Below are 21,858 nucleotides of genomic sequence, written 5' to 3'. Positions count from 1 at the left end.
CCTGCGCGATTCAATCAGGCTGCAGCGCTCAAAGATGCCTGATGTGGTTTGTGCGCTACGCGAAAATGGCAGCCTCGCAGTGCGAGTTGATCATTGACGTCACCTACCATTTCTTCAGGTAGGTCTTCAGCCATTTGCTCTGCTGTTGCATTGATGGAGGGCGATCCCTCTTCAAGGGCCTCAAGTAGTTCGGCCCATTGCTCCACCTGAAGTGTTCGGTTGATGGGTTGGTAGCCGCTTTTCTCAAGCAAGCCTTTGCAGATTTTGGCGTTCCAGAGAGCTGTGCGTGGAGGGGTTTGTGGACCGTGCTTATGGGCTGCACCAGTCTCAAGGGCTCCTGGAGTTGGTCGTCCATGTCGATCGCGCAAGCCTTGCAGTTGTAGAGCTCGGCCGCAATTGATTGCTGAGATGCCGTAGATGCGTCCCAGATCAGTGAGGCTCAGCCAGCTTGGGGAGGGTGCCATGGAGAGGGGAACCGCTTGAATAATCTTCCCGAAAGCACAAGAGTTGGCAAGTTGTCAAGTTAAAAATCGACAAATCGAGAGCTCTGGTCATGAACAGAGTTGAAGCTCTTGTCGTGGAGTGGGTCCGAGCCATTTCTCGAGCTCAGGGCTGAAAACTTCTCGGATCACTGTTAGTTCACGCTCTTGGCGAAAGAAGCGATAATGACGGCTCCAAAATGGCCCTGTTTGGCCGAATGCGGATTCGAGCCAATCGGCAGCGACAAGGCCTAGTCCGTCGACTTCACGAAACAGTTCGGAACGGCCTTTTGTGAGACTGTCCCAGATGGGTTGATTGCGATTGTGGAGATGCTTTTCGGCTTCATCGAAATTCCACCAGCTTTCTGCCCAGGCCAGGGTATGGGAGTCGCAGATCAACCACACCTGGCGCCTTAGTAAAGGTGGTTTGAGTTCGCGAACTTCCTGCGGGGCTGTTGCATCAGGATTGGGTTCCGGTTGCATGGCAATGAGGTTGACTTGCACTTCATGGCCTGTGAGCAGTCTCAGGTGGCGGGTTGGGCTGCCATCCCCAAGCAGCATCAATCGCCAGGGTCCGGGCAGTTGCCAGGGGCCTTCACCAGAGAGCACTGCCTTGCTAGGGGCGTCCCAGACCCGTGCTGGTGAGATCAGTCCTGAGGGTGTCTGGTTCAGAAGGCGCCTCCAATGTTGAGCTGACGTTGCTGACCTTGATTTTTGATGACGGCACCATTGGCGTTGACAGAGTCCAAGCGCCAGTTGCTGCTACCGATGCTCTCTCCGGGTTTTGCGGAGGTGGAGGTTTGCTTCAGCTGAAAGATTGCTGAGCTGCTGCCTTTAGGGCCATGTACGACACCTACAAGTACGGGGACTTCGCTTGCATTGTCCTGCAAGTGACTTGAGTGGCTGGAGAACGTTTCTTCGCGGATGGGAACGATGACAGGCTCCAAGCTTTGGACCCAATCAGGATCAAGCGGGGTTTGGGGAAGGACTGCCAGCTCAGCGTTTGTGTTTTGGGCGTTAATGCTTGAGCTGTTGCTGGGTTCTTCGCTGGTCGTTCGAGATGCGGCGGGTAACTTTCTGAGCCGCTCCATGACTAGCAAATTTCGTTCTCGGTCAAGCTGGGCTTGGGAGGCCTGCCAATTGTGAGCTAGCCAGACACTGCTGATTAGCCCCGCAGTGGCAAGACCAGTAAGAGTAAGAGTAAGAGTTTGCCACTGAGGTGGCTTCGCCCTGAGTGATTCGTGGACATGCACCCTGGCAGAGGTCAGATGATTGTCTTGCGCGCGGAAGATGCGGTCCATCACCTGTTCAGCTCGTAGGTTCCAGTAGGCCCGCGAGGTGGTGAGCTGAGAGGGCACCGTTCGTTTCCAATGACATCCAACGTTATCGATCGTGACCAGAGGCGGCGAGGGTTCGACGCTTCTGCAGTTCCAGCCAGACCAACAGGGCGGTGAGATCTGCCTTGCTAACACCGGGAATCTGGCTGGCCTGAGCGAAATTGAGTGGCCCTACAGCGGTTAGTTTTTCGCGGGCTTCCTTAGAGAGGGTGCTGATGTTGGCGTAGTCGAGATTTGCAGGTAGGCGTCTTTGGCTCTGCCGCTTCAATTGATCAATTTGTTGTTGCTGCCGTTGTAGGTAACCGCTGTACTTGATATCAATTTCTGCTCCTTCTCTTACGCCTAGGGCAAGCTCTGGATCGACTAGGCCATGCTCGATCAGATCAGCACTACGCACGCCAGGACGTCGGAGCAGATCGGCCAGAGTTATGGACCCTTTGATTGTTGCGCCTGTTTTGGCCTCGAGGGCCGGTGCGGCTGGATCGCTAGCTTTGAGTCGCTGCTTTTCGAGTCGTTGTTTTTCATCCTCTAGAGCGGTTTGTTTGTGTTGAAACAGCTGCCAACGGCGTGCATCAATCAGGCCTAGCTGATAGCCCAGAGGCGTGAGGCGTCGGTCTGCGTTGTCGCCCCGCAAAATCAGGCGGTATTCGCTTCGACTGGTGAGCACCCGGTACGGCTCGTGTAGATCCTTGCTGACAAGATCGTCGATCATTGTGCCGATATAGCTGCCCTCGCGCGGAAATTGCACTTGCTCTTGGCCTTGGACGAGACGGGCTGCATTGAGACCGGCAACCAGCCCTTGGGCGGCGGCTTCTTCATAGCCGGTTGTGCCATTCAGTTGCCCAGCAGTGAAAAGCCCTTTGACGCGTTTGGTTTGCAATGAAGGACTGAGCTGTGTGGCGGGAAGGTAGTCGTAATCGACTGCATAGGCAGGCCGCAGCATGACGCATTGTTCAAGTCCTGGCAGGGTGCGTAGCAAGTCGAGTTGCAACCGCTCAGGTAGTCCGGTGGAGAATCCCTGCACATAAATTTCTGGCGTGTCGCGACCTTCCGGTTCGAGAAAAATCTGGTGAGAGTCTTTGTCAGCAAAACGGACGATCTTGTCTTCGATTGATGGGCAGTAACGCGGCCCTTTGCTGTCGAGAAAGCCTCCATAGATAGGCGTTAGTTCGAGGTTCTCTTTGATCAGTTGATGGGTTGATGCGGTGGTGCGGGTGATGTGGCAGCTCATCTGTTCACCGCTAACCCAGGCGGTTGGGTCGAAGGAGAAGAAGCGATCAGCGGCATCGCTGGGTTGCTCTTCCAGTTGATCGAGAGCAATGCTGCGTCGATCGACTCTGGCCGGAGTGCCTGTCTTGAGGCGATTGGTTTGGAAGCCAAGTGACTCGAGGGCTTCGGTGAGCCCTTCTGCGGCTTGCTCGCCGGCACGACCTGCCGGCATGGATTGATTGCCAATCCAGATCTGACCACCAAGGAACGTGCCGGTGGTTAGCACGACGGCTTGGGCCCGATAAATACTGCCGAAATAGGTCCGTACGCCTGTGATTTGTGCTGCATGTCCTTGAGCTGGCTCCCAGTGCTCCCCGCCACCCGATGGATCACCTTTGACTTCGAGGCCAGTCACCATTGCTTCTCTTAGAGAGAGGTTGGCTGTTTGTTGAAGCAACTGCAGCATTTGGCGTGAATAGAGGCGTTTGTCGGTCTGGGCGCGTAAGGCCCAGACCGCAGGGCCGCGGCTTGCATTCAGCACACGTTTTTGCAGCGCCGTCGCATCGGCAAGGCGTCCGATGACCCCCCCAAGGGCATCGACTTCATGCACGAGTTGACTCTTGGCTGGCCCTCCCACTGCGGGATTACACGGTTGCCAGGCAATCCGATCGAGGTTGAGGGTGAATAAAGCTGTACTTAGGCCTAAGCGCGCTGCCGTAATAGCGGCTTCACAACCGGCGTGCCCACCGCCGACGATGATGACGTCGAAGTGTTCGGTTGGGGGAGCACTGAAGGGCATGGGGCCCGTGACGTTCTAGAGAACAGTAGAAATCATCAATGTATTGCTGCTTTAGGCCGCCAGGTTGCGGAACCGTGTGAATTGGGGCTCGAACAGTAGTTTTACTGTGCCGACAGGGCCGTTGCGGTGCTTGGTCACGATGACTTCGGTGATGCCGCGGTCGGGGGTTTCTGGGTTGTAGTACTCGTCGCGGTAGATCATCAGCACCAGGTCAGCGTCCTGTTCGATTGAGCCTGACTCGCGCAGGTCGCTGAGCATTGGGCGTTTGTTGGTGCGGGATTCCACCCCACGGCTGAGCTGTGATAAGGCAATCACAGGTACGTTCAGTTCCCTGGCCATGCCCTTAAGGCCGCGGGTAATCCGGGAGAGTTCCTGAACACGGTTATCAGGCGTGGAGCCCTCCATCAGTTGTAGGTAGTCGATCACGATGAGTCCGAGTTCTTTGCCTTGTTCGGCCATGAGCCGCCTGGAGAGAGAACGCATCTCCAGGACGCCTGAATTGGGTTTGTCATCGATGTAGATCGGCAGCTGGCCAAGGGTGTTGATGCCCTGGCCCAGAAGAGGCCACTCCTCCTGTCGTAAACGGCCTGTTCTCAGTCGACTGCTCTCAATGCCAACCTCCATTGAAAGGAGGCGATAGGTGAGTTGTTCCTTGCTCATCTCCAGGCTGAACAAGCACACAGGCAGGTTGTGGAGTTGAGCAACGTTTTTGGTCAGATTGAGCACCATGGAGGTTTTGCCCATGGCTGGGCGGCCAGCCACGATGATCAGGTCACTGCGCTGCAGACCCTGGGTCATGGCATCGAGGTCGTAGAAGTTCACAGGGATGCCTGCGACGGACGTACCTAGTGAGCGGCTTTCGATCTCGTTGAAGGTGCTGGTAAGGATTTCTGCTGTGGGGGTGAGACCTTTGGATGGCTTTTCCTGGCTGATCGCAAAAATTGTTTGTTCTGCTTTGTCGAGAACCTGTTCCATCGGTAGGCCCTGGTCAAAGCCGAGTTGAATCACTTCGTTGCCTGAGCGAATCAACTGTCGCCGTAGGAATTTGTCCATCACCAAACGGGCCACTTGCTCGATTGATGCAGTGGAGGCGACGCGCTCTACAAGTTCGATCAGACGGTTGCTGCCACCTACCTTCTCCAGGGACCCTGTGTCGGCCAACCAGGCGCTCATTGCTGTGAGGTCGGTGGGTTTGCCCTGGCTGTGAAGCATCAGGGCTGTGCGGAAGATCTCTCGATGGGCGTTGAGATAAAAAGCCTCAGGTTGGAGCACATCGACCACTCTGCCGATGGCATCAGGATCAAGAAGGATGCCTCCTAGAACAGCTTCCTCTGCCTCCAGATTTTGAGGAGGCACGGAGTCTGGCAGGGCTTCAAAGCTCGGTTCTCGAGATGTAGAAGAGGCTTTCCTGAAGGGACGGGACCCCTCTGCGGCGGTATCGCCGTTGTTTGGCAGGGGGGCGCTCACCATGGATGAGGAGCTGACGTTATAAGGAGACCTACTTTGGCTTGTTTTGTAAGCCTTGCCAGCAATCAGTAGCTGACGACTTCGAGGTTGATTTCGGCGTTGACTTCATTGTGCAGTTTCACTTGCACCTTGTAGCTACCGGTTCGGTGAATTTCCGGAACGATGATATTGCGTCGGTCGATCTCCTTCTTTGTGGCTGTTTCGATTGCTTCAGCGACATCACCATTGGTGACTGTGCCGAACAAGACGTCGTCTTCGCCGGTTTGCTTTTTAACGGTGAAACGCCCGATTGTGACCAGCGCGGTTTGGAAGTCCAGGGCTTCCTGCTTGATTGCCGCCTGATGTTCGGCCTGCTTGGCACGTCGGTGACCGACTTGTTTCATCACGGCTGGGGTCACAGGGACAGCCTTGCCGAAGGGAAGCAGGAAGTTGCGGGCATAACCAGGAGCAACCTCAACTAGGTCGCCGTCCTTGCCGAGGCTGAGGACGTCTTCGTTCAGGACGACTTGTACGCGCTTGGCCATGGCGATAAGAAGACGGACGACGACTGTTGAGCGATCGACAACCTTACGATGTGATCGGTAGCCGGATCTTGCGAGCCAAGCCTAGGGCTCGCATGAGGCGGATGTGCTGCCAGGTGAGGTCGATCTGACCGCGCTGGAGTCCATGAATGGCGGAGTGCGGGAAGGCGTGGTGGTTGTTGTGCCAACCTTCGCCAAAAGTAAGAGCTGCTACCCAAGGGTTGTTGCGGGAGTTGTCACCGCTGTCGAAGGCCACAGTCCCCCAGCAGTGACTGGCGGAATTGACCAGCCAGGTGATGTGATACACGATCGTTAGGCGCAAGGGGATACCCCACAGCACGAGGGCCCACCCACCGGCTCCACTGACGCTGCCGATCCAGAAGAGCAAACCGGCTAGAGGGAGCTGCAACAGTAGAAAGTACTTGTTAAGCCAGCGGTAATAGGGATCCGCTGCCAGGTCAACAGTGAGGCGTGGCACGACCCGCATGGCTGGAATGGGTTCAAACATCCAGCCCATGTGGCTCCACCAGAAGCCCTTATGACTGTTGTGGTGGTCGGGATCAGTATCGGAAAACTTGTGATGGTGGCGATGGAGTCCTACCCAGTCGATTGGACCGTGTTGGCAGCTCAAGGTTCCGCAGGTGGCAAAGAAGCGCTCCAGCCAGTGGGGTACTCGGAACGATCGGTGTGAGAGCAGACGGTGGTAGCCGATCGTCACGCCGAGGCAGGCCGTGACCCAGTAGAGGACGAGAAGGGTTGTGATCGCTTGCCAGCTCCAGAAACGGGGCAACAGGGCCAGGATGGATAGGGCATGAATGGCGATCATGAATCCGATCGTTCCCCAGCGTCTTGATTCTTTAGGTGGGCAAATGGCCTGGCTTGTGTAGGAGCGCTGAAGTTTTGTAGAAAGGCTTGAGGCCTTATGCGAAGCTGCAGGCCTGCTTATCGTTGAAGGCGTAGGTATCACTCTGGAGGCCATGAGCGATCTATCGAATGTGCATAAACTATACATGATACGGATCCTTATCCAGTGACTAAGCCTGATGTTGAATCTGATTCGGCGACCAGGGGCTATCGCGAGCGCTTGGATGATGGGCGGCGGGCCATGGCTCATCTCATTCATGTCTGGCATGAGCGCAATGGTTGGTCACATAAGGTCTTGCCGGCTCTGGCTGAATGCCTTGATCTCGGCCGGGTGCACAATTCGCAGATCTCTAATCTGCGCAACGGCAAACTCGCTTCACCAGGCCCCGAAGTGTTTCTGGCATTGGGTCAAGCCAACGCCATCCTCCATGCCGGTCTAGAGCCGATTCGTGATCGCTTGGTTGAGGGGCATCCCGACTTACTCAAGGTGCTTTCGGAAAGTTCTCTTCCTCTGGAAGGAGCAGATGGTGAGCCACTCGGCGCTGGCGCTCTGTTTGAGATTTTTGTAGGTCTTGCTGCCTTACCTGCTGGCTTTGATTGGCGAATTGAAGAAGATGAGGCCGCAGCTCTTAGTGCTGCTTTGGCTGATTGTCTATGCAATGGAAAATCGTGGCGTCAATGCCGGGACAAGGTGATGGAGGCTTATCCAGTCACTAAGGCGCAGCGCAGAGAACGTTTTGCGGAGGTGATGGCTGGTTTGAGGGATTACAACTCTGAGGAGCTCGATGGCGAATTGCTTGATCTGCACGCAACTCAGGTGGCCTTGGGTGGAGTAAACAGACAGGGAGCAGAGGGGTTTTTGGATGATCTCAGGGCCCGCTCAGAGTTGTTGGTTGCTCAGGAAGCCCCGGAAACATAGCGGGCTTGCTGGACTCGACGAGCCAGGCCAAGACGCCGCAACGCCTTCACGTGTTGCCAGGTGATGTCGAATTCAAACCATCGCAGGCCATGACGGGCGCTGGAGGGATAAGCATGGTGATTGTTGTGCCAACCCTCGCCGAAGGACAGCACCGCCACCCACCAGCAGTTGCGAGAGAGGTCTGGGCTGTCGAAGTTGCGGTAGCCAAATGCATGGGTCGCCGAGTTCACAAACCAGGTCACGTGGTACACAACCACCAGTCGCAGGGGGATGGCCCAGAGCACTAGGCCAAGTCCTCCACCGTGCACCTGGGCGACTTCTCCATACCAGTAGAGCCCAAGACCGAGAGGGATCTGTAGCAGCAGGAACCAGCGATCAAGCCATCGGAAGAAAGGGTCGGCTAGCAGATCTCCTGCAAAGCGGTCCATGTGAGCCAGCGCTGGAATCTCATGCAGCATCCATTCACTGTGGGCCCACCAGAGGCCACGGCCGGCGTCGTGGTGGTCATTGGTTTGGTCGGAGTAGCGGTGATGGTGGCGATGCAGAGCCACCCATTCGATGGGGCCACTCTGGCAGGCAAGCGTGGCCATGATCACCAGAATCCTCTCCAGCCAAACGGGTACGACAAAGCTGCGATGAGCGACCAGTCGATGTAATCCCAAGGTCACCCCGAGCACAGTGGTCCAATAAAGAACGGCAAAAGCGACCAACCCTTGCCAGCTCCAAAAGCGAGGTAGCAGTGCGAAGGTTGCTGCTACATGCATGGCCAGCATGAAACTGGTGGTGCCCCATTTGAATCGACGTTGTTTTGCTGGTAGTGGCTCACGATGAGCCTTTACAGCAGCCCACAAACGTTGCTGACGGTTTGTGGCTGAAGAGACCGGAAGAGGGGAAACCAAGAGGTACTCCTTTGGATGGGTCGGCCGCTTGGCTTGTAAGGCGAGTGGAGCGGAAAGGGCCGAGACATGTTCAAATCTAAAGGAACTATGGAACTGTTTCCAGGGGCCATAGCTCAGCTGTGCATCTTCTTGATGCGTGCTGAGCTATGGCAGTTTTGCCAATGATTTGCGCTGACTTGGTTCGGTGAACTGTGATTTTGGCAATGTTCTGCTCTTGCTCTTCACTTTCGATTTCGTTTGACGTTCAACGAGCATTCAGCATGGGGATGATTGATTCTGATCCCGGGTTGTTTTGAAGACATTCCCCGCAGCTGGCTTTGATGAACTGCTGGTGCAGGCGTGGGCCAGGCGGCACGTCGGTTTTGTCTCTAAGCGCCTTGAGGGGATCGCATGCGAGCGGACGGCTGCCGTAGCGGTTCGCCTTGCGAAGGTGTTGGAGGCTTTCAGCAGCGAACGAGTCGCCACGCAACACTTTGCTTCCATCACCGGTTATGGCCATGGAGATCAGGCTCGGGAGGTGGTTGATCGTGTATTTGCAAGGGTACTTGGTGCTGAGAAAGCAGCTGTTCGACTCCAGTTTGTGAGTGGTACCCATGCAATTGCGACTGCGTTGTTTGGCGTTCTTCGGCCTGGTGACCGACTCGTGTCAGTGACCGGAGAGCCTTACGACACACTTGAAGAAGTGATTGGTCTGCGTGGATCCGGCCAGGGGTCTTTAACCGAATTAGGGATCTCTTATGACCAGCTGCCCCTCACGGCCGAGGGATGTGTGGATATTTCAGCCTTGGAACGTGCCTTGGAGGTGCCAACAAGGATGGTGTTGATACAGCGCAGCTGTGGCTACAGCTCGCGGTCATCTCTTTCGATCAAAGCCATTGGCGAGTTGTGTCATCGCATCCATAACTCTCAGCCTGGATGTGTCTGTTTTGTCGACAATTGCTATGGCGAGCTTGTTGAGGATTTGGAGCCCCCAGCAGTTGGTGCTGATCTGATTGCGGGCTCTTTGATCAAAAATCTCGGTGGCACGATTGCTCCAACTGGTGGATATGTCGCCGGTCGGGCTGATTTGGTCGAGCAGGCTTGCTGCCGGCTCACTGCCCCAGGAATTGGTAGTCAGGGGGGCACTGGCTTTGATCTTTATCGGTTGGTGTTGCAGGGGCTGTTCTTGGCTCCACAAATGGTGGCAGAGGCATTGATCGGAGCTGATTTGGTCGCGGGTGTGTTCGACACTTTGGGCTTTGCAGTGAAGCCCTCGATGGGAGCCTTTCGTAGCGATTTAATTCAGGCGGTGCAACTTGGAGACCCTGAGGTTTTGAAAGTTGTTTGCAGGGCCTTTCAGGCATGTTCACCTATTGGGGCCTATCTCGATCCTGTGCCGGCAGCGATGCCTGGGTATGCAAGCGATTTGGTGATGGCGGGCGGAACATTTATTGACGGCAGCACCAGTGAGTTTTCTGCAGATGCTCCCTTGCGCCCCCCTTACAACCTCTATGTGCAGGGAGGTACCCATCGCACTCATGTGGAATTGGCACTGATTCGAGCTTTGGTGGCTTTGGTTCGCGCCGGTTTGCTGGATGTACCCCAGACTGGGTGAGCTTTGCCTCGCCAGGCTCGATGGCTTTCCAATTCCCCGACCACTTTCGGTTTGCCGATACCCATGAATACGCCAGTTTGGATGGTGAATTGGTGCGGATAGGTATCAGTGCCTTTGCTGTTGATCAGTTGGGTGACATTGTGTTTGTGGATTTGCCGGAGGTGGGCGATCGGCTGAATCGCGGCACCACTTTCGGGTCCGTTGAGTCGGTGAAAGCTGTCGAGGATTTGCATGCTCCGATCAGCGGTGAGTTGGTGCGGATTAATGAGTCGGTGCTTTCCAGCCCGGATGAACTTCAAAATGATCCTCATGGTGAGGGGTGGTTGCTCGTGGTTCGCCCGTCGGACCCAGCTGAATTGCAGGATCTGATGGACGCAGCCACCTATGCCAACAAGGTTGCTGTCGAATCCAGCAACTAATCACCCGATGAAGTGCGATGGTTCTGGGCCAAATTTTCTAAACTTCTTTCCATCTTGTTGATGAATGTCCCTTGACCCTGCTTGAACAGCGTGCAGTTGAGGCTTCAAGCATTCAGTCTTCACCTTTTTTGGTGAGGCACATTGGGCCCAGCTTTGAAGACCAGCAGCAAATGCTGCTGGAGCTTGGTCATCGTGATCTTCAGAGCTTTGTTGCTGCTGTAGTTCCTCCAGACATTCTCGAGACAACTGCACCCAGCAGTTCCCTTCCTGAGGGCTGTGGTGAAGTTCAGGCTATGGAGGAACTGCGTCTCATCGCGGCGGCCAATCGGGTGAGGCGTTCTTTAATTGGGCTTGGCTATTACGGCACAGCAACGCCTGCGTTGATTCAGCGACAGGTGCTTGAAAATCCTGCTTGGTATACCGCTTACACCCCTTATCAGGCTGAGATCTCTCAAGGACGGCTTGAGGCTCTGTTCAACTTTCAGACGCTGATCAGTGAGCTCACGGGGTTGCCGATCGCCAATGCTTCCTTGCTTGATGAGGGAACGGCAGCTGCTGAGGCGATGAGCCTCAGCTTTGCGATTTGCAAGCGCCCTGAGGCTCATCGTTTTCTCGTGGATGCGGAGGTTCTTCCCCAGACTCTTGCCGTGTTGAGAACTCGGGCTGAACCTCTGGGCATTGATCTCGAGGTGGCCGAGCCGATGACCTTTCAGTTTGATGCTGAGGTCTTTGGTGTTTTGCTTCAGTTGCCTGGACGTAGCGGCAGGCTCTGGGACCCCACGACCTCCATTCAGGCTGCTCATGAGGTAGGGGCTCTGGCAACTGTTGCCATTGATCCTCTTGCTCAGGTTTTGCTTGCTCCAGTGGCTGAATTTGGAGCTGATATTGCTGTTGGCAGTGTTCAACGGTTTGGGGTGCCAATGGGCTTTGGGGGACCTCACGCCGCCTTTTTTGCCACCCTTGAGATCTTCAAGCGCCAGGTCCCCGGACGTCTAGTCGGCCAGTCTGTGGATGCGGAGGGCCAACCGGCTTTGCGATTGGCGTTGCAGACCCGGGAGCAACACATCCGCCGAGACAAGGCCACCAGCAATATCTGCACGGCGCAGGTCTTATTGGCTGTGATGGCGTCGTTCTATGCAGTGCACCATGGACCCGATGGGCTCGCTGCAATCGCTAGACGAGTCCTGCTTTTACGGGCTCAACTGGAGAGGGGATTGCACCAGTTGGGCTATCCAGTCCAGTCGATAGCTCGCTTTGACACGATTGAGGTGATCTGTCGTGAAGCTCCTGCTGTTCATCAGGCAGCCGCTTTGGCGGGATTCAACCTGCGGGTGTTGCCTTTGGGTGTTGCTCCAGAGGCAGCCCATGGATTTGGAATTAGTTTTGATGAGCTCAGCACCGATCAGGAGCTGAAGTCGATCCTCCAGATTTTGGCTGAGGCTGCAGGTCAGCCTGTGCCAGTTCTCGAAGACCCTGGAAACCCTCACCTTGAGGAGCTTGTTGGCTTGCCGTTGCGCCAGCGACCTTGGCTGCAGCAGCAGGTGTTCCATCGCTATCGCAGCGAAACCGAGTTGCTTCGTTACCTCCAGCGACTGGTGGGCCGCGATCTTTCATTGGTGCACGGGATGATCCCCCTGGGCAGTTGCACGATGAAGCTCAATGCTGCAGCTGAACTGATCCCCATTAGTTGGAGGGAGTTTGCGGCGCTGCATCCTTTTGCTCCTCAGGATCAGTGTGATGGTTATCAGAGATTGGTTCAGGACCTGGAACATTGGTTTGCAGAAATTACTGGCTTTGCCGGGGTGTCTTTGCAGCCGAATGCCGGCTCTCAGGGGGAATTAGCTGGCTTGTTGGTGATTCGCGCTTGGCATCATTCCCGCGGAGAGCAGCAGAGAGATGTTTGTCTGATTCCGACCAGTGCCCATGGCACCAATCCAGCCACGTGCGTGATGGCCGGTTTGCGGGTGGTGCCTGTGGCTTGTGATGCAGAGGGGAACGTGGATCTCAATGATTTGGCTAGCAAGGCAGAGGCCCATGCTCCTCAGCTGGCAGCCCTGATGGTCACCTATCCCTCAACCCATGGTGTCTTTGAACCGCAGATTCGTGAAATCTGTGAGCTCGTTCATGGTCACGGTGGCCAGGTGTATCTCGATGGCGCCAATCTCAATGCGCAGATCGGTTTTTGTCGTCCTGGGACTTATGGCGCTGATGTTTGTCATATCAATCTGCACAAAACATTTTGTATCCCCCATGGCGGTGGTGGACCAGGGGTTGGTCCGATCGCGGTGTCTGCTCATTTGATGCCCTTCCTTCCAGGTCATCCCCTCGCTGCCTGCGGCGGCGAGCAGGGAATCGGCGCAATTTCGGCTGCGCCATGGGGCAGTGCAGGCATCCTGCCGATCAGCTGGATGTACCTGCGCATGATGGGTGCGGAGGGATTGCGGCAGGCCAGTGCCGTTGCACTGTTATCTGCTAATTACCTAGCCCATCGGTTGCATCCTCATTACCCGGTGCTGTTTCGGGGTCAAGCAGGGTTGGTTGCCCATGAATGCATCCTCGACCTGCGCCCACTTAAGCGAAGTGCAGGCTTGGAGGTGGATGACATTGCAAAGCGGTTGATGGACTACGGCTTTCATGCCCCAACCGTGAGCTGGCCGGTGGCAGGGACTGTGATGGTGGAACCCACTGAGAGCGAGAGCTTGGAGGAGCTCAACCGCTTCTGCGACGCCATGATTGCTATACGCGAAGAAACGGCAGCGATTGAGTCAGGCCAGATCGATCCTCAGAACAACCCGCTGCGACGGGCACCTCACACCTTGGCGGCTGTCACAGCAGAGGTTTGGGATCGTCCATACTCCCGCGCCGAAGCTGCTTTCCCATTGGCTGAGCAGCGCCAAAGCAAGTTTTGGCCTGCGGTTTCGCGAATTGATAATGCCTATGGCGATCGCAATTTGCTGTGTAGTTGCCCATCAGTTGAGGAGCTTGCTGATAACGCTGTTCTTCAACCTCCCCTGGTGTGAACAGATTAAAGGCAGTAACTTTTCACTGAAAACCGAATTTTTGGTTTTTAATTCAGCACATGTGGCAGTGTTTTGACCATACTGTCCCGCATCTGCACCATCGCTGGGGGGACAGCATGGATAGCGACACTTCATTGAACCAAGTAGATCAGTCCTCTAGGGGGGCTGGGGTAACTCTTCCTACCCTTCCAGATGGATTGGAATCAGCTCTGCTGCAGGGACATACCTTGGCGGTTGATGGAACCAATGTGGTGCGTGTCCCTTTTGGTGTCCGTCAGCCACTCCGTCAACGACCTGAGCGTCCAGAGCGATGGGCAACATTGGTGCTGCCATTTCAATCTCAAGGACACCCCACACCTCCTCCTCATGCTGCCTAATTGATCAGGCAGCATCAAGCAACTTTGATTGTTGAGAGAGACGCCAATCCAGCATCGACTTGACATCTGTCAAGGAACAGATTGGGGTGCGGAACGGCAACAAAAGCATTGGACTGCGTTCAGGCCTAACTAACCATGTTTGGTTGCTCTGTGGCAGGAGCAGAAAACCGCGGTATCGAACAGCAGCGTTTTGGCCAGGCTGAGATCCCATCGCGCCGAGGGCTGAATGCAATGACTTGTGCATTTCAAGCCACAATATCTAGCGTGCCAATCTTTTTTAGATTGTCTTTATGATTGGGATTGTGTCTGGCTTTTGTTGCTTCTAGACAGGGCAAGGCTTCTGGCAGATCAGGCTTTTGCTCTCATTCTTAAGTTAGCAAAACCAGATTTTTTGCGTTTAAAGTTGTAGAGAGTTTCTTTTGTATGAATCCATATCTAGTGTTCACTAGATTTAGTTTGTTTCGCAGTTCTAGGCCTTCGAGCGGTCTGCGAGAAGATCCTGATCGAGGCTTGAGCAACAAGGTGATTGGTTCGGATGGATCAAAGCTTGAGAGGTTGCATCTGCATCAGCAGGTGCACTAAGTCTCGAATGGATTCGTCTTTGGCGGGTTTGGCGTGGTTACTCATCAGCTGCCGTCCAAGCACTTGAGCGCCGAGGTGGCTGAGTTGACTGCGCAGGCTCATCGACATGCCCATGCCGCCCCCGCCGGAAAAGCTTGCCATTGCGATTGGCCTGCCGTTGAACAAACTGCGGAAGTCATCTCCTTCTACGGAGAGCCAGGCGACGGCACTTGTGAACGCAGGTGGAATCGAGCCGTTGTATTCAGGCGCGCAGATCACCCAGTGCGAGGCCGCCATCAGCTGTTGATGGAGTGGGGTGACACCGTTTGGCATTCCAGCTTCCTTTGCCACAGGCGTGAACAGTGGCAGGCCCAAGCTTGTGAGATCGAGAATCTTGGCTCTGTGGCCCTGGTGTTCAGCTTGAGCGGCGATGCGACGAGCTAGCTTTAGGTTCTCGCCATTGCTAGCGGCGATGACAAGCAGATCAGGGGGGGGTGATAAAGCCATAAACCTGGTCTAACTCAACAGATGCTGTGCTCACGCAACAAATTTGTACACGGCTTTGCAGCACCTCAGCCAATCTCAGTCCGCTTCTTTGAGTTCGGCTTCTCGGTAAGGCACGAAGTTGGCTTTTCGGGTGCCGCAGATGGGGCAGACCCAATCTTCTGGGATTGCTTCAAATGCGGTTCCTGCTGAGATGCCTGACTCGGGATCGCCGATGGCCGGGTCATAGATCATCGAGCACACTTTGCAGATCCATTTACTAGTTACGGGTTGATCCGCTTCGCTTACGACGCCCTTGCCTTCCAGTGCTTTGAGGGCAACGCCGTAACGCTCAGCATGATGTTGCTCGATTGGCACCAAAAAGCCGAAGTTGCTGGCTGCACGACGAAAAAGGTTCGCGTGTTGCTGAGACTCTTCGATCTGTTCGTTGAATTCTGCTTCTGCAGTGCTGTCTCTGTCCTGGCGGGCCTGAGTAGCGAACTCTGGGTACATGGTGGTGTACTCATAGGTTTCACCTTCAATGGCCAGCTCGAGGCAGCGGGTGAGCATCTTCTGCTTGTCAGCAGCGTTGAGTGCGGCAGGATCTTCGATTAATAGCTCAGGATGGAGCAAGCGGAAGTGAGCGAAGGCGTGTTCGGTTTCCTGGGCCGCAGTGTCGCGGAAAAGCTTGGCTAATTCATTGTTGCCAAGTTTTTTGGCAACGTCGGCAAAGAAGAGGTATTTACGTTGGCCATGCTCTCGCCGCCAAAGGCCGCTTCAAGATTGGCGTTGGTGGTGAGATTCATGAATGGAGGGATCCGCAACAATTGGCAGCCTAACTCATAATCAGTATGAGTTAGAAGGAGCGTATGGGGCCTGTCTGCGCGAGTCTCTCGCAAGGCTGCTTCTTCAGTAGTACGCCCCGCTGCGGCGCTGATGCACAGCCGTCGTGCCTTCTCGCTCAAGTAGGGCACCATGGCTGATCTCGGCATATAGCAGCCAGTGGTCTCCACATTCCATGCGTTGCTGTACGCATCCTTCAAGCCATGCCAGAGCATTTTTAAGCAGCGGTTGACCTGCGGGACTGGCGTCAAGGTCTAGCCCTGCGAATCGGTCTGAACCAGCTGGGAATGGTTGCAGGAAATGTTTCATCAGTTCGTGTTGCCTTCCTGCTGCCAACACATTGAGAGCAAAGTGGTCGCCCCGATGCAGCAAAGCTTCAACGGCTCGGTCTTTGGCGACGGCCACGCTCAGCCCTGGCGGTGAAAAGCTGGCTTGGCTGACCCAGCTTGCGACCATTGCGCCGCTAAGCGCTGTATTCCCTTCCCCTTTACGAGCCGTCAAGATGCATAGTGAGCCCACTACCCGACCCAGGGCAAGCACGGCTGGATCGCTACGGCTTGCACTCATGCCACTGCTTGCTCGTGGCTGCTGACGCCGCTGTTCTTTGAGCAGGTTTCGCCCAAACAGTGTTCCTGTCTCTTCCAGGGTTTTCACCATGGCAGCATCGGGACTGAACTTCACTTTGATTGGCTCGAATCCAAAGGAGAAACCACCATCACGTAGCTTCTTTTCGAGAAGTTCCAATGCCTCTCCACTCCAGCCATAGCTGCCGAATATGCCTACCTTTTTGTTGCGGTCACCTTCGGCCAGCAAGGTTCCTAGGGCCGATACGATTGGTGTTGGTGCATGCCCTCCAAGGGTTGGGGATCCAATCAAGTAGGCATCGGCTTGTTGGATTGCATTCACCAATTCATTCGCAGGTGTGAATTCGCAGTTGAGGCTTTCTACTTGAATACCAGTACTGGAGACTCCTTTTGCGAGTGCGTCAGCAATCGCCGCTGTGTTGCCGTAGGCGCTGGCGAAAAGAAGAACGACCTTTAAAGGGGCTTGTTGTTGGCTTTCACCCCAGCGGCGGTAGTCATTCAGCAGGCTCCGCCAGCTCGTTTCTATGGCTGGCCCATGGCATGGGGCGATCGTGCGGATGTCTAGCTCTTCAAGCCGCTCTACTAAGGTATCTACCTGGCTGGCCATGGGAGCCATCAGGCAGTCGTAGAAGTGCCTGCGCTCCTCTTCGGTGCTGATGCGATTGGCTTCTGCCCATTGGCTCGTGCAGAGGTGGGCGGCGAATAGTTTGTCGCTCATCAACAAGCCAAGGCTTGCCTCGAAGGCCAGCAGACCGCCTGGCCAGCGAGCTGTTGGCGCTGGTAGCAGCCACAATTCGTGTTCATTGCTGAGGGAGAGTTTTTGCTCTTGTCGAACAATCTCAATGGATGGAAGAGAGGGAAGGGATGGCTCTTCCTGTTCGTTGCTGTTGGGTGTTGCTGGTTTGCGTTGCTCCCAAAGCTCTCGGAGCAATTTGGCGCCGGGATTGGAACTGATTAACTCCAGCTCGGTGTAGGTGTTGGCCAGCTTTTTGAGTAGCGCGACTCGGTTGGGGTTGATGTGACCAACGACCACCTTCAACGTTGTGGTGCCTGAAGGGAGGGCCTTGGCGAGTGCTGGCATGAAAACCTCGGCATAGGCGTCGCCAGGAGGGTGTACCAGGAGAGCCGATTGAGGTTGCCCATGTGAGTCATCCCCGGCAGAGAAAAGAAAGCCATTGGCTGTACTGCCTCGCTCCAGGGCATATTCCAGCTCAAAGCGCAGGCGTTGAGGACTAAGGCCACGCAGGCTGATCAGGCCCGTTTCGATTGGTATCGTAATTACCGTTCGCTGAGATGTTGTCTTAGAGCGTTGCATGAAGGCCATCTATATCAGGTGTCGATATTTACTGACTGAGTGATCATTTTATTTTGGGTAGTGACGGGAGCCTAGATAGTAGTTCTATCCATCTGGAGCTTGCCCAAATGGATAGAAGATTTTTTGGAGAGGCGCTTTGGACCTTTTTTGACCCATGATCTATTTAGATTGGATTGCTAGAGGGGAGGCAAATTTCTTTAGCCAGATGCATTCATTGTTAACCTCAAGAAAAAAATTCGACTAAGATATAATGGAATGTTCATAGGTATTATTTTCTTCGATGCCTGCCTGTCAAGAGGGCCTCATTAAATTTCTGTCGATGCTTTGCTAACTGGTGCCAAGCTTGAGGCTTGGGTTTTCAATTTAATGATTAAAATATTAGTAGGGCAATTACCTGAATAAGGGCGCTCCTTTGGGGAAAAGATATAGTTTATAGGACCTAGCTAAAGTATGGATTGCCTTTTTGGGTTAGTTTCTGCTATTATGCTATAAATAAAGACTTTGTATTCACTCTCATGCCTGTACCTACAAGCATCTCTCCAAACCCAAACTCAGGAGTAATTTCATTGTCTGACAAGGTTTACCTCGAAGAGGACTTTGTTAACTATGGAGAGTTGAAGGATATTTTTGCGTTGCATAACTTTGCCGAAGTAACGAATTCCGGAGAAGACGCTTTGATCGATGTTTCAGGAGTGATGCTTGTTAATCGCGAAGATGGATTTATCAAGAATTATTCAGGCGCAACAATTGTAAATAATAAGAGAATGACAACCAAAGATGGTTCGAAAATATGGAGTGATAAGGGGAAATTTGTAAATAACGCGGGGGCGACCTTTGTCAACGGTGGGCTCTTTAATGCCTTCGGAGCCTCAGACTGGGCTCCGCTCACGAACTTGGGTAGGCTAATAAATAATGGAGAATTAAAGAGTAAAGACGACATCAAAAATGCCAACTCTTTTGAAAATGGAGAAGATGGTTATATTGCAATAAGCTTTGGTAAGTTTAGGAATCTAGGCTCTGACGCAAATTATCCTACCAATGGGATTTTTGAGAATAATGGCAAAATAGATCTTTACACAGAAGGGGTGGTAATGGTTAACCATGCTAATGCTGTAATCGACAATCAAGACGAAGGAATAATGTCTATCGGCAAACTAAGCACCTTGATAAACCGGGGGGACTTCGAGAATAATGGCTTGATTAATCTTTGGGGTAAGATTGACAATCAAGACGAAGGCGTTTTTATTAATTATGGGAATATTGTAGTTAATGAGGGGGCTGAAATCCTAGGCGAACTTAATGATAGGCAGACAATACGTCTTGAGTCTGATCTTTCGAGCAGTTTAGATATTGAAGGAAATTATATCAAATCGGACGGCAATATCATTCTTCGGCCTGGTGGCAACACTATTAATGTCAAAGGTGATGTAGAGTTGGCAGGAGGCTTAAAACTGGATTTGGATGAAGTCAATCTATCTGTAGGAGAACAATTTACTTTTCTTGAAGTAGGAGGTGATCTAAGCGGAACTTTCTACAATCTCAGCGAAGGGAGTTTAGTTGAAACTTATGTAGATCAATATGGTGAAGCCCATGATCTTCGCATAACATATAAATCAGGTGATGGCAATGACATATCCCTCTATGCCATCAAAAATGGTGATGACACCCAAGGCACGAAATCGTCAGAGACTTTAAATGGAGGAGATGGAAAGCAATATATGCATGGAGGGGGAGGAGATGATAAATTAATAGGAGGTAAAGGAAGTGATGTTTTGGTTGGTGGTGACGGTTCAGATTTATTCGCTTTCCAAACCGCTCAAGACTCTAGAAGCGGTAAATCTCATAGAGATGTGATTATTGATTTTAGGCGAGGTGAAGATAAGATTGATCTATCCTCTGTGGATGATGAATTGACCTTCATTGCAAGTAATGACTTTAACGGTGATAGTCAAGTTAGATTTTCTAATGGGTTGGTTCAAGTTAGTACAGATAGTGACTCTAGGCCTGAGCTTGAGATTCAGCTCTTAGATGTAGATACTCTTGCTGCAACTGATTTCATATTTTAGCTAGTTATAAGCTTCGATAATTGATAAAATCAATCACGCTGGCTTTTGACTTTACCTGAAGAATGATGGTCTTTCTGCATTATTGGAAGAGAGTTATAAGTACCTGACCTATATTTTTAAAATCAATTCTTGAATTGTAACTCTGACCTGAGAATATGGCATAATAATATCAATGGAAATGCTTTTCAGCATCCCTACTCTTGTATTGTTGCCGTGCAGGTATAACAGCTGCTTGCTCCGCTATTAGGCGGAGCTTCCTTGCAGAAATTGATTTAAATTGAAGACAGGGATCTCTGTTGCATCACCGCAAAGTAGGGCTAATAGTGGTTCCCTACTTTGCGGTGATGTACTGCTGTTTTGGCTTCAGCATCCGCCACATTGCCTTGTTCCACCAGGGCGTAGACGATCCAGTGATCGGGGGTTTCTAGTCGCTGTTTGACGAGGCAATCCAAGAAGGCCAGCGCATCCACGAGGACGGGGCCTCCTTTAGCAACGTTGTTGAGTATATTCACTCCTTCGAAACGATCGGCTCCGGGGGGGAAGCGTTTGAGGAATTGCCTTAGTAAAGGTTGATAGTTGTCTTCTCTTAATACGTTGATCACGAAGCGATCCCCTACTTGCATCAGGGTTTCTATGGCTCTGTCTTTGGCTACTGCGACGGTTAGCCCTGGCGGTGTGAAACTTGCTTGACTCACCCAACTTGCGATCATGGCGCCACGTCGTTGGCTGGACTCTTCATCTTGGCTGGCGGTGACGACATAAAGGCCGCCACTCAGGGTACCCATGGCCTTGTCAAGTTCAGTATCTAGGCTTTTCATGGCCGCAATATTTTGCTTTTGGTTGAGTAGTTGTCCAAGGTCGGTACCAGCTTCTTCGAAGCGTTGGTAGAGATTGCCATCAGGAGCTTGCCGCACTCTTAAAGGTTCGAAAGCTTCTTTTTGCCCAAGGCTACGCAGCTGCGCTGCTATTGCATCAATTGGCTCATCATTGCCGCCATAGGCATCGTAAACGGCAACCCATTGTTTTTGATTCAAAGCTGCCAATAGGGTGCCAATTGAACTCTGCAGTTCTGCATCTGGTTGGGATGGCCAGGTTGGTACTACTACTGCCTTTGCTTCACCAATTAATGCGCTCAGTTCTTGCGCATCAGTGCCTCGAAGATCGACTAGTTGTACCTCTCCTTTGGCTTTGCCGATGCCGTGGGCAATGGCTTGGCTGAGCCGGTCGCAAAAGCCGTAATAACTGAGATAACAGATGGCTGCATAGCTTTCTCCTTGGCTTCGTTGGCTGCTCCAGTCGCGATAGTCGTCGACCCAAAGTTTGAGATGGTGGCGCAGTAGTGGGCCGTGACCAACGGCAATTGTGCTGATCTCTGGCAGCTGATCCATGCGCTTCAAAGCTTGGACAACACTGCGCGCATTGGGCCCCATCAAGCAGTCGTAATAGAAGCGGAAGTCAGGGGCCAGTGCGGAGGGGTCTTGGTCGAAGAGTTCTTCTGAGCAATAGTGCAGACCAAATGCATCACAGGTGTAAAGAATCCCTGTGGCGTGGTCGAAAGAGAAGATTGTGTCTGGCCAGTGCAGGTTGGGCGCACTCAGAAATTCGAAGCGGTGAGCGATACCGCTTGTTGGGTTAGTGCCTAGATCCAGTTCTTCGCCGCTTTTGACTTCTCGTGAGCGGAAGGGGCGATGCACCTGATCTTCTAGGAACTTGATGGCGACCTTCGAAGCAACGATTTCGATCTCGGGATTGAGATCGATGATCTGGCCCACTAGACCGGAATGGTCGGGTTCGGTGTGGCTGATGATGAGATAGTCGATCGCTTTTGGATCGATTTGCTCCTTAAGCATCGGTAGCCAGGTGTCCTCAAACTTGAGGTGGTTGGTATCGATCAGTGCTGTCTGGGCACCTCTCACCAGGAAGCTGTTGTAGGTGGTGCCGTTACGGAGGCCGAACTCGATATCAAAGCGGCTGCGGTCCCAATCGAGGGCACGGATCGTGGTGGTGTCGCTAGCGATAGCTGCGCATTGCAGTGACAACCTTGGAGCAGTGCTGGTCGCTGTCACCGTGGTGTCTTTGCTCGCAACGTTCATGGACCCTTT

The 21,858-nt window shown here is 53.3% G+C and carries 18 protein-coding genes and 1 pseudogene; 6 read left to right on the top strand and 13 right to left on the bottom strand.

The features are described 5' to 3' along the window. Positions 1-14 precede the first annotated feature (14 nt). The 7 genes from SIB79_RS11250 to SIB79_RS11220 all read right to left on the bottom strand — a co-directional run bounded on the left by SIB79_RS11250 (position 15) and on the right by SIB79_RS11220 (position 6,791). Positions 15-464, bottom strand: coding sequence for a hypothetical protein (locus SIB79_RS11250; RefSeq protein ID WP_063404520.1), 450 nt, complete (start codon positions 462-464; stop codon positions 15-17). An 87-nt stretch (positions 465-551) separates the two neighbouring features. Then, a complete protein-coding gene (locus SIB79_RS11245) occupies positions 552-1,130 on the bottom strand; it encodes a chorismate lyase (protein WP_169190004.1) in 579 nt (192 codons plus the stop codon). 17 nt (positions 1,131-1,147) lie between these two features. Then, complete coding sequence (locus tag SIB79_RS11240) at positions 1,148-1,837, bottom strand: pilus assembly protein PilZ (RefSeq protein WP_236072696.1); 690 nt, start codon at positions 1,835-1,837, stop codon at positions 1,148-1,150. Between the two features lie 25 nt (positions 1,838-1,862). Continuing rightward, complete coding sequence (gene mnmG, locus SIB79_RS11235) at positions 1,863-3,824, bottom strand: tRNA uridine-5-carboxymethylaminomethyl(34) synthesis enzyme MnmG (RefSeq protein ID WP_063404524.1); 1,962 nt, start codon at positions 3,822-3,824, stop codon at positions 1,863-1,865. Positions 3,825-3,875: 51 nt separating this feature from the next. After that, on the bottom strand, positions 3,876-5,294 hold the full coding sequence (gene dnaB, locus SIB79_RS11230; RefSeq protein WP_011131540.1) for a replicative DNA helicase: 1,419 nt from the start codon (positions 5,292-5,294) through the stop codon (positions 3,876-3,878). A 62-nt stretch (positions 5,295-5,356) separates the two neighbouring features. Then, entirely contained in the window at positions 5,357-5,815 is a 459-nt protein-coding gene (gene rplI, locus SIB79_RS11225; protein ID WP_011131539.1) for a 50S ribosomal protein L9, read from the bottom strand. A gap of 43 nt (positions 5,816-5,858) precedes the next feature. After that, a complete protein-coding gene (locus SIB79_RS11220; RefSeq protein WP_063398644.1) occupies positions 5,859-6,791 on the bottom strand; it encodes an acyl-CoA desaturase in 933 nt (310 codons plus the stop codon). A gap of 51 nt (positions 6,792-6,842) precedes the next feature. Between SIB79_RS11220 and SIB79_RS11215 the strand changes: the two genes are divergently transcribed. Further along, complete coding sequence (locus SIB79_RS11215) at positions 6,843-7,595, top strand: hypothetical protein (RefSeq protein WP_063398645.1); 753 nt, start codon at positions 6,843-6,845, stop codon at positions 7,593-7,595. Here the strand turns inward: SIB79_RS11215 and SIB79_RS11210 are convergent. Further along, the gene (locus tag SIB79_RS11210; protein WP_063404526.1) at positions 7,574-8,494 is read right to left on the bottom strand and encodes an acyl-CoA desaturase; all 921 of its coding nucleotides are present in this window, start codon (positions 8,492-8,494) and stop codon (positions 7,574-7,576) included. The two genes, SIB79_RS11215 and SIB79_RS11210, sit on opposite strands and share 22 nt — an antisense overlap. A gap of 292 nt (positions 8,495-8,786) precedes the next feature. Between SIB79_RS11210 and SIB79_RS11205 the strand changes: the two genes are divergently transcribed. The 4 genes from SIB79_RS11205 (at position 8,787) to SIB79_RS11190 (ending at position 13,904) form a co-directional block, all read left to right on the top strand. Further along, positions 8,787-10,088: an aminotransferase class I/II-fold pyridoxal phosphate-dependent enzyme gene (locus tag SIB79_RS11205; RefSeq protein WP_063404528.1), complete on the top strand. Its 1,302-nt coding sequence runs from the start codon at positions 8,787-8,789 to the stop codon at positions 10,086-10,088. A 20-nt stretch (positions 10,089-10,108) separates the two neighbouring features. Further along, positions 10,109-10,507 (top strand): glycine cleavage system protein GcvH, encoded by a 399-nt coding sequence (gcvH, locus tag SIB79_RS11200; RefSeq protein WP_063405342.1) that lies wholly within the window; start codon positions 10,109-10,111, stop codon positions 10,505-10,507. Between the two features lie 71 nt (positions 10,508-10,578). Then, entirely contained in the window at positions 10,579-13,527 is a 2,949-nt protein-coding gene (gene gcvP, locus SIB79_RS11195) for an aminomethyl-transferring glycine dehydrogenase (RefSeq protein ID WP_063404531.1), read from the top strand. A gap of 116 nt (positions 13,528-13,643) precedes the next feature. Further along, positions 13,644-13,904 carry a hypothetical protein gene (locus SIB79_RS11190; RefSeq protein ID WP_063404533.1) on the top strand — a complete coding sequence of 87 codons (261 nt, stop codon included), beginning with the start codon at positions 13,644-13,646 and terminating at the stop codon, positions 13,902-13,904. A gap of 4 nt (positions 13,905-13,908) precedes the next feature. Here the strand turns inward: SIB79_RS11190 and SIB79_RS11185 are convergent, their stop codons facing one another. The 4 genes and pseudogenes from SIB79_RS11185 to SIB79_RS11170 all read right to left on the bottom strand — a co-directional run bounded on the left by SIB79_RS11185 (position 13,909) and on the right by SIB79_RS11170 (position 17,690). Then, on the bottom strand, positions 13,909-14,115 hold the full coding sequence (locus SIB79_RS11185) for a hypothetical protein (RefSeq protein ID WP_041385292.1): 207 nt from the start codon (positions 14,113-14,115) through the stop codon (positions 13,909-13,911). A gap of 329 nt (positions 14,116-14,444) precedes the next feature. Beyond that, entirely contained in the window at positions 14,445-14,972 is a 528-nt protein-coding gene (locus SIB79_RS11180) for an NADPH-dependent FMN reductase (RefSeq protein WP_063404535.1), read from the bottom strand. A gap of 75 nt (positions 14,973-15,047) precedes the next feature. Further along, positions 15,048-15,754: pseudogene (locus SIB79_RS11175) on the bottom strand (rubrerythrin family protein). 103 nt (positions 15,755-15,857) lie between these two features. Further along, positions 15,858-17,690: a diflavin flavoprotein gene (locus SIB79_RS11170; protein WP_063405344.1), complete on the bottom strand. Its 1,833-nt coding sequence runs from the start codon at positions 17,688-17,690 to the stop codon at positions 15,858-15,860. 515 nt (positions 17,691-18,205) lie between these two features. Between SIB79_RS11170 and SIB79_RS11165 the strand changes: the two genes are divergently transcribed. Continuing rightward, positions 18,206-19,756, top strand: coding sequence for a calcium-binding protein (locus SIB79_RS11165; RefSeq protein WP_081215698.1), 1,551 nt, complete (start codon positions 18,206-18,208; stop codon positions 19,754-19,756). A gap of 317 nt (positions 19,757-20,073) precedes the next feature. Here SIB79_RS11165 and SIB79_RS11160 read toward each other — a convergent pair whose 3' ends face one another. After that, a complete protein-coding gene (locus tag SIB79_RS11160) occupies positions 20,074-21,849 on the bottom strand; it encodes a diflavin flavoprotein (RefSeq protein WP_063404539.1) in 1,776 nt (591 codons plus the stop codon). Positions 21,850-21,858 lie beyond the last annotated feature (9 nt).

The sequence above is a fragment of the Prochlorococcus sp. MIT 1342 genome (genome assembly GCF_047304495.1).
Taxonomy (GTDB): Bacteria; Cyanobacteriota; Cyanobacteriia; order PCC-6307; family Cyanobiaceae; genus Prochlorococcus; species Prochlorococcus marinus_D.
This window is presented reverse-complemented; position numbering and strand designations above follow the sequence as displayed.

What these genes read in the sequence shown, in the direction of transcription:
- SIB79_RS11170 (WP_063405344.1), bottom strand. Translation starts at nt 17,690, where the DNA reads ATGCAACGCTCTAAGACAACATCTCAGCGAACGGTAATTACGATACCA.
- SIB79_RS11165 (WP_081215698.1), top strand. Translation starts at nt 18,206, where the DNA reads ATGCCTGTACCTACAAGCATCTCTCCAAACCCAAACTCAGGAGTAATT.
- mnmG (WP_063404524.1), bottom strand. Translation starts at nt 3,824, where the DNA reads ATGCCCTTCAGTGCTCCCCCAACCGAACACTTCGACGTCATCATCGTC.
- SIB79_RS11250 (WP_063404520.1), bottom strand. Translation starts at nt 464, where the DNA reads ATGGCACCCTCCCCAAGCTGGCTGAGCCTCACTGATCTGGGACGCATC.
- SIB79_RS11180 (WP_063404535.1), bottom strand. Translation starts at nt 14,972, where the DNA reads ATGGCTTTATCACCCCCCCCTGATCTGCTTGTCATCGCCGCTAGCAAT.
- SIB79_RS11185 (WP_041385292.1), bottom strand. Translation starts at nt 14,115, where the DNA reads ATGGGATCTCAGCCTGGCCAAAACGCTGCTGTTCGATACCGCGGTTTT.
- dnaB (WP_011131540.1), bottom strand. Translation starts at nt 5,294, where the DNA reads ATGGTGAGCGCCCCCCTGCCAAACAACGGCGATACCGCCGCAGAGGGG.
- gcvH (WP_063405342.1), top strand. Translation starts at nt 10,109, where the DNA reads ATGGCTTTCCAATTCCCCGACCACTTTCGGTTTGCCGATACCCATGAA.
- SIB79_RS11160 (WP_063404539.1), bottom strand. Translation starts at nt 21,849, where the DNA reads ATGAACGTTGCGAGCAAAGACACCACGGTGACAGCGACCAGCACTGCT.
- rplI (WP_011131539.1), bottom strand. Translation starts at nt 5,815, where the DNA reads ATGGCCAAGCGCGTACAAGTCGTCCTGAACGAAGACGTCCTCAGCCTC.
- SIB79_RS11190 (WP_063404533.1), top strand. Translation starts at nt 13,644, where the DNA reads ATGGATAGCGACACTTCATTGAACCAAGTAGATCAGTCCTCTAGGGGG.
- SIB79_RS11220 (WP_063398644.1), bottom strand. Translation starts at nt 6,791, where the DNA reads ATGGCCTCCAGAGTGATACCTACGCCTTCAACGATAAGCAGGCCTGCA.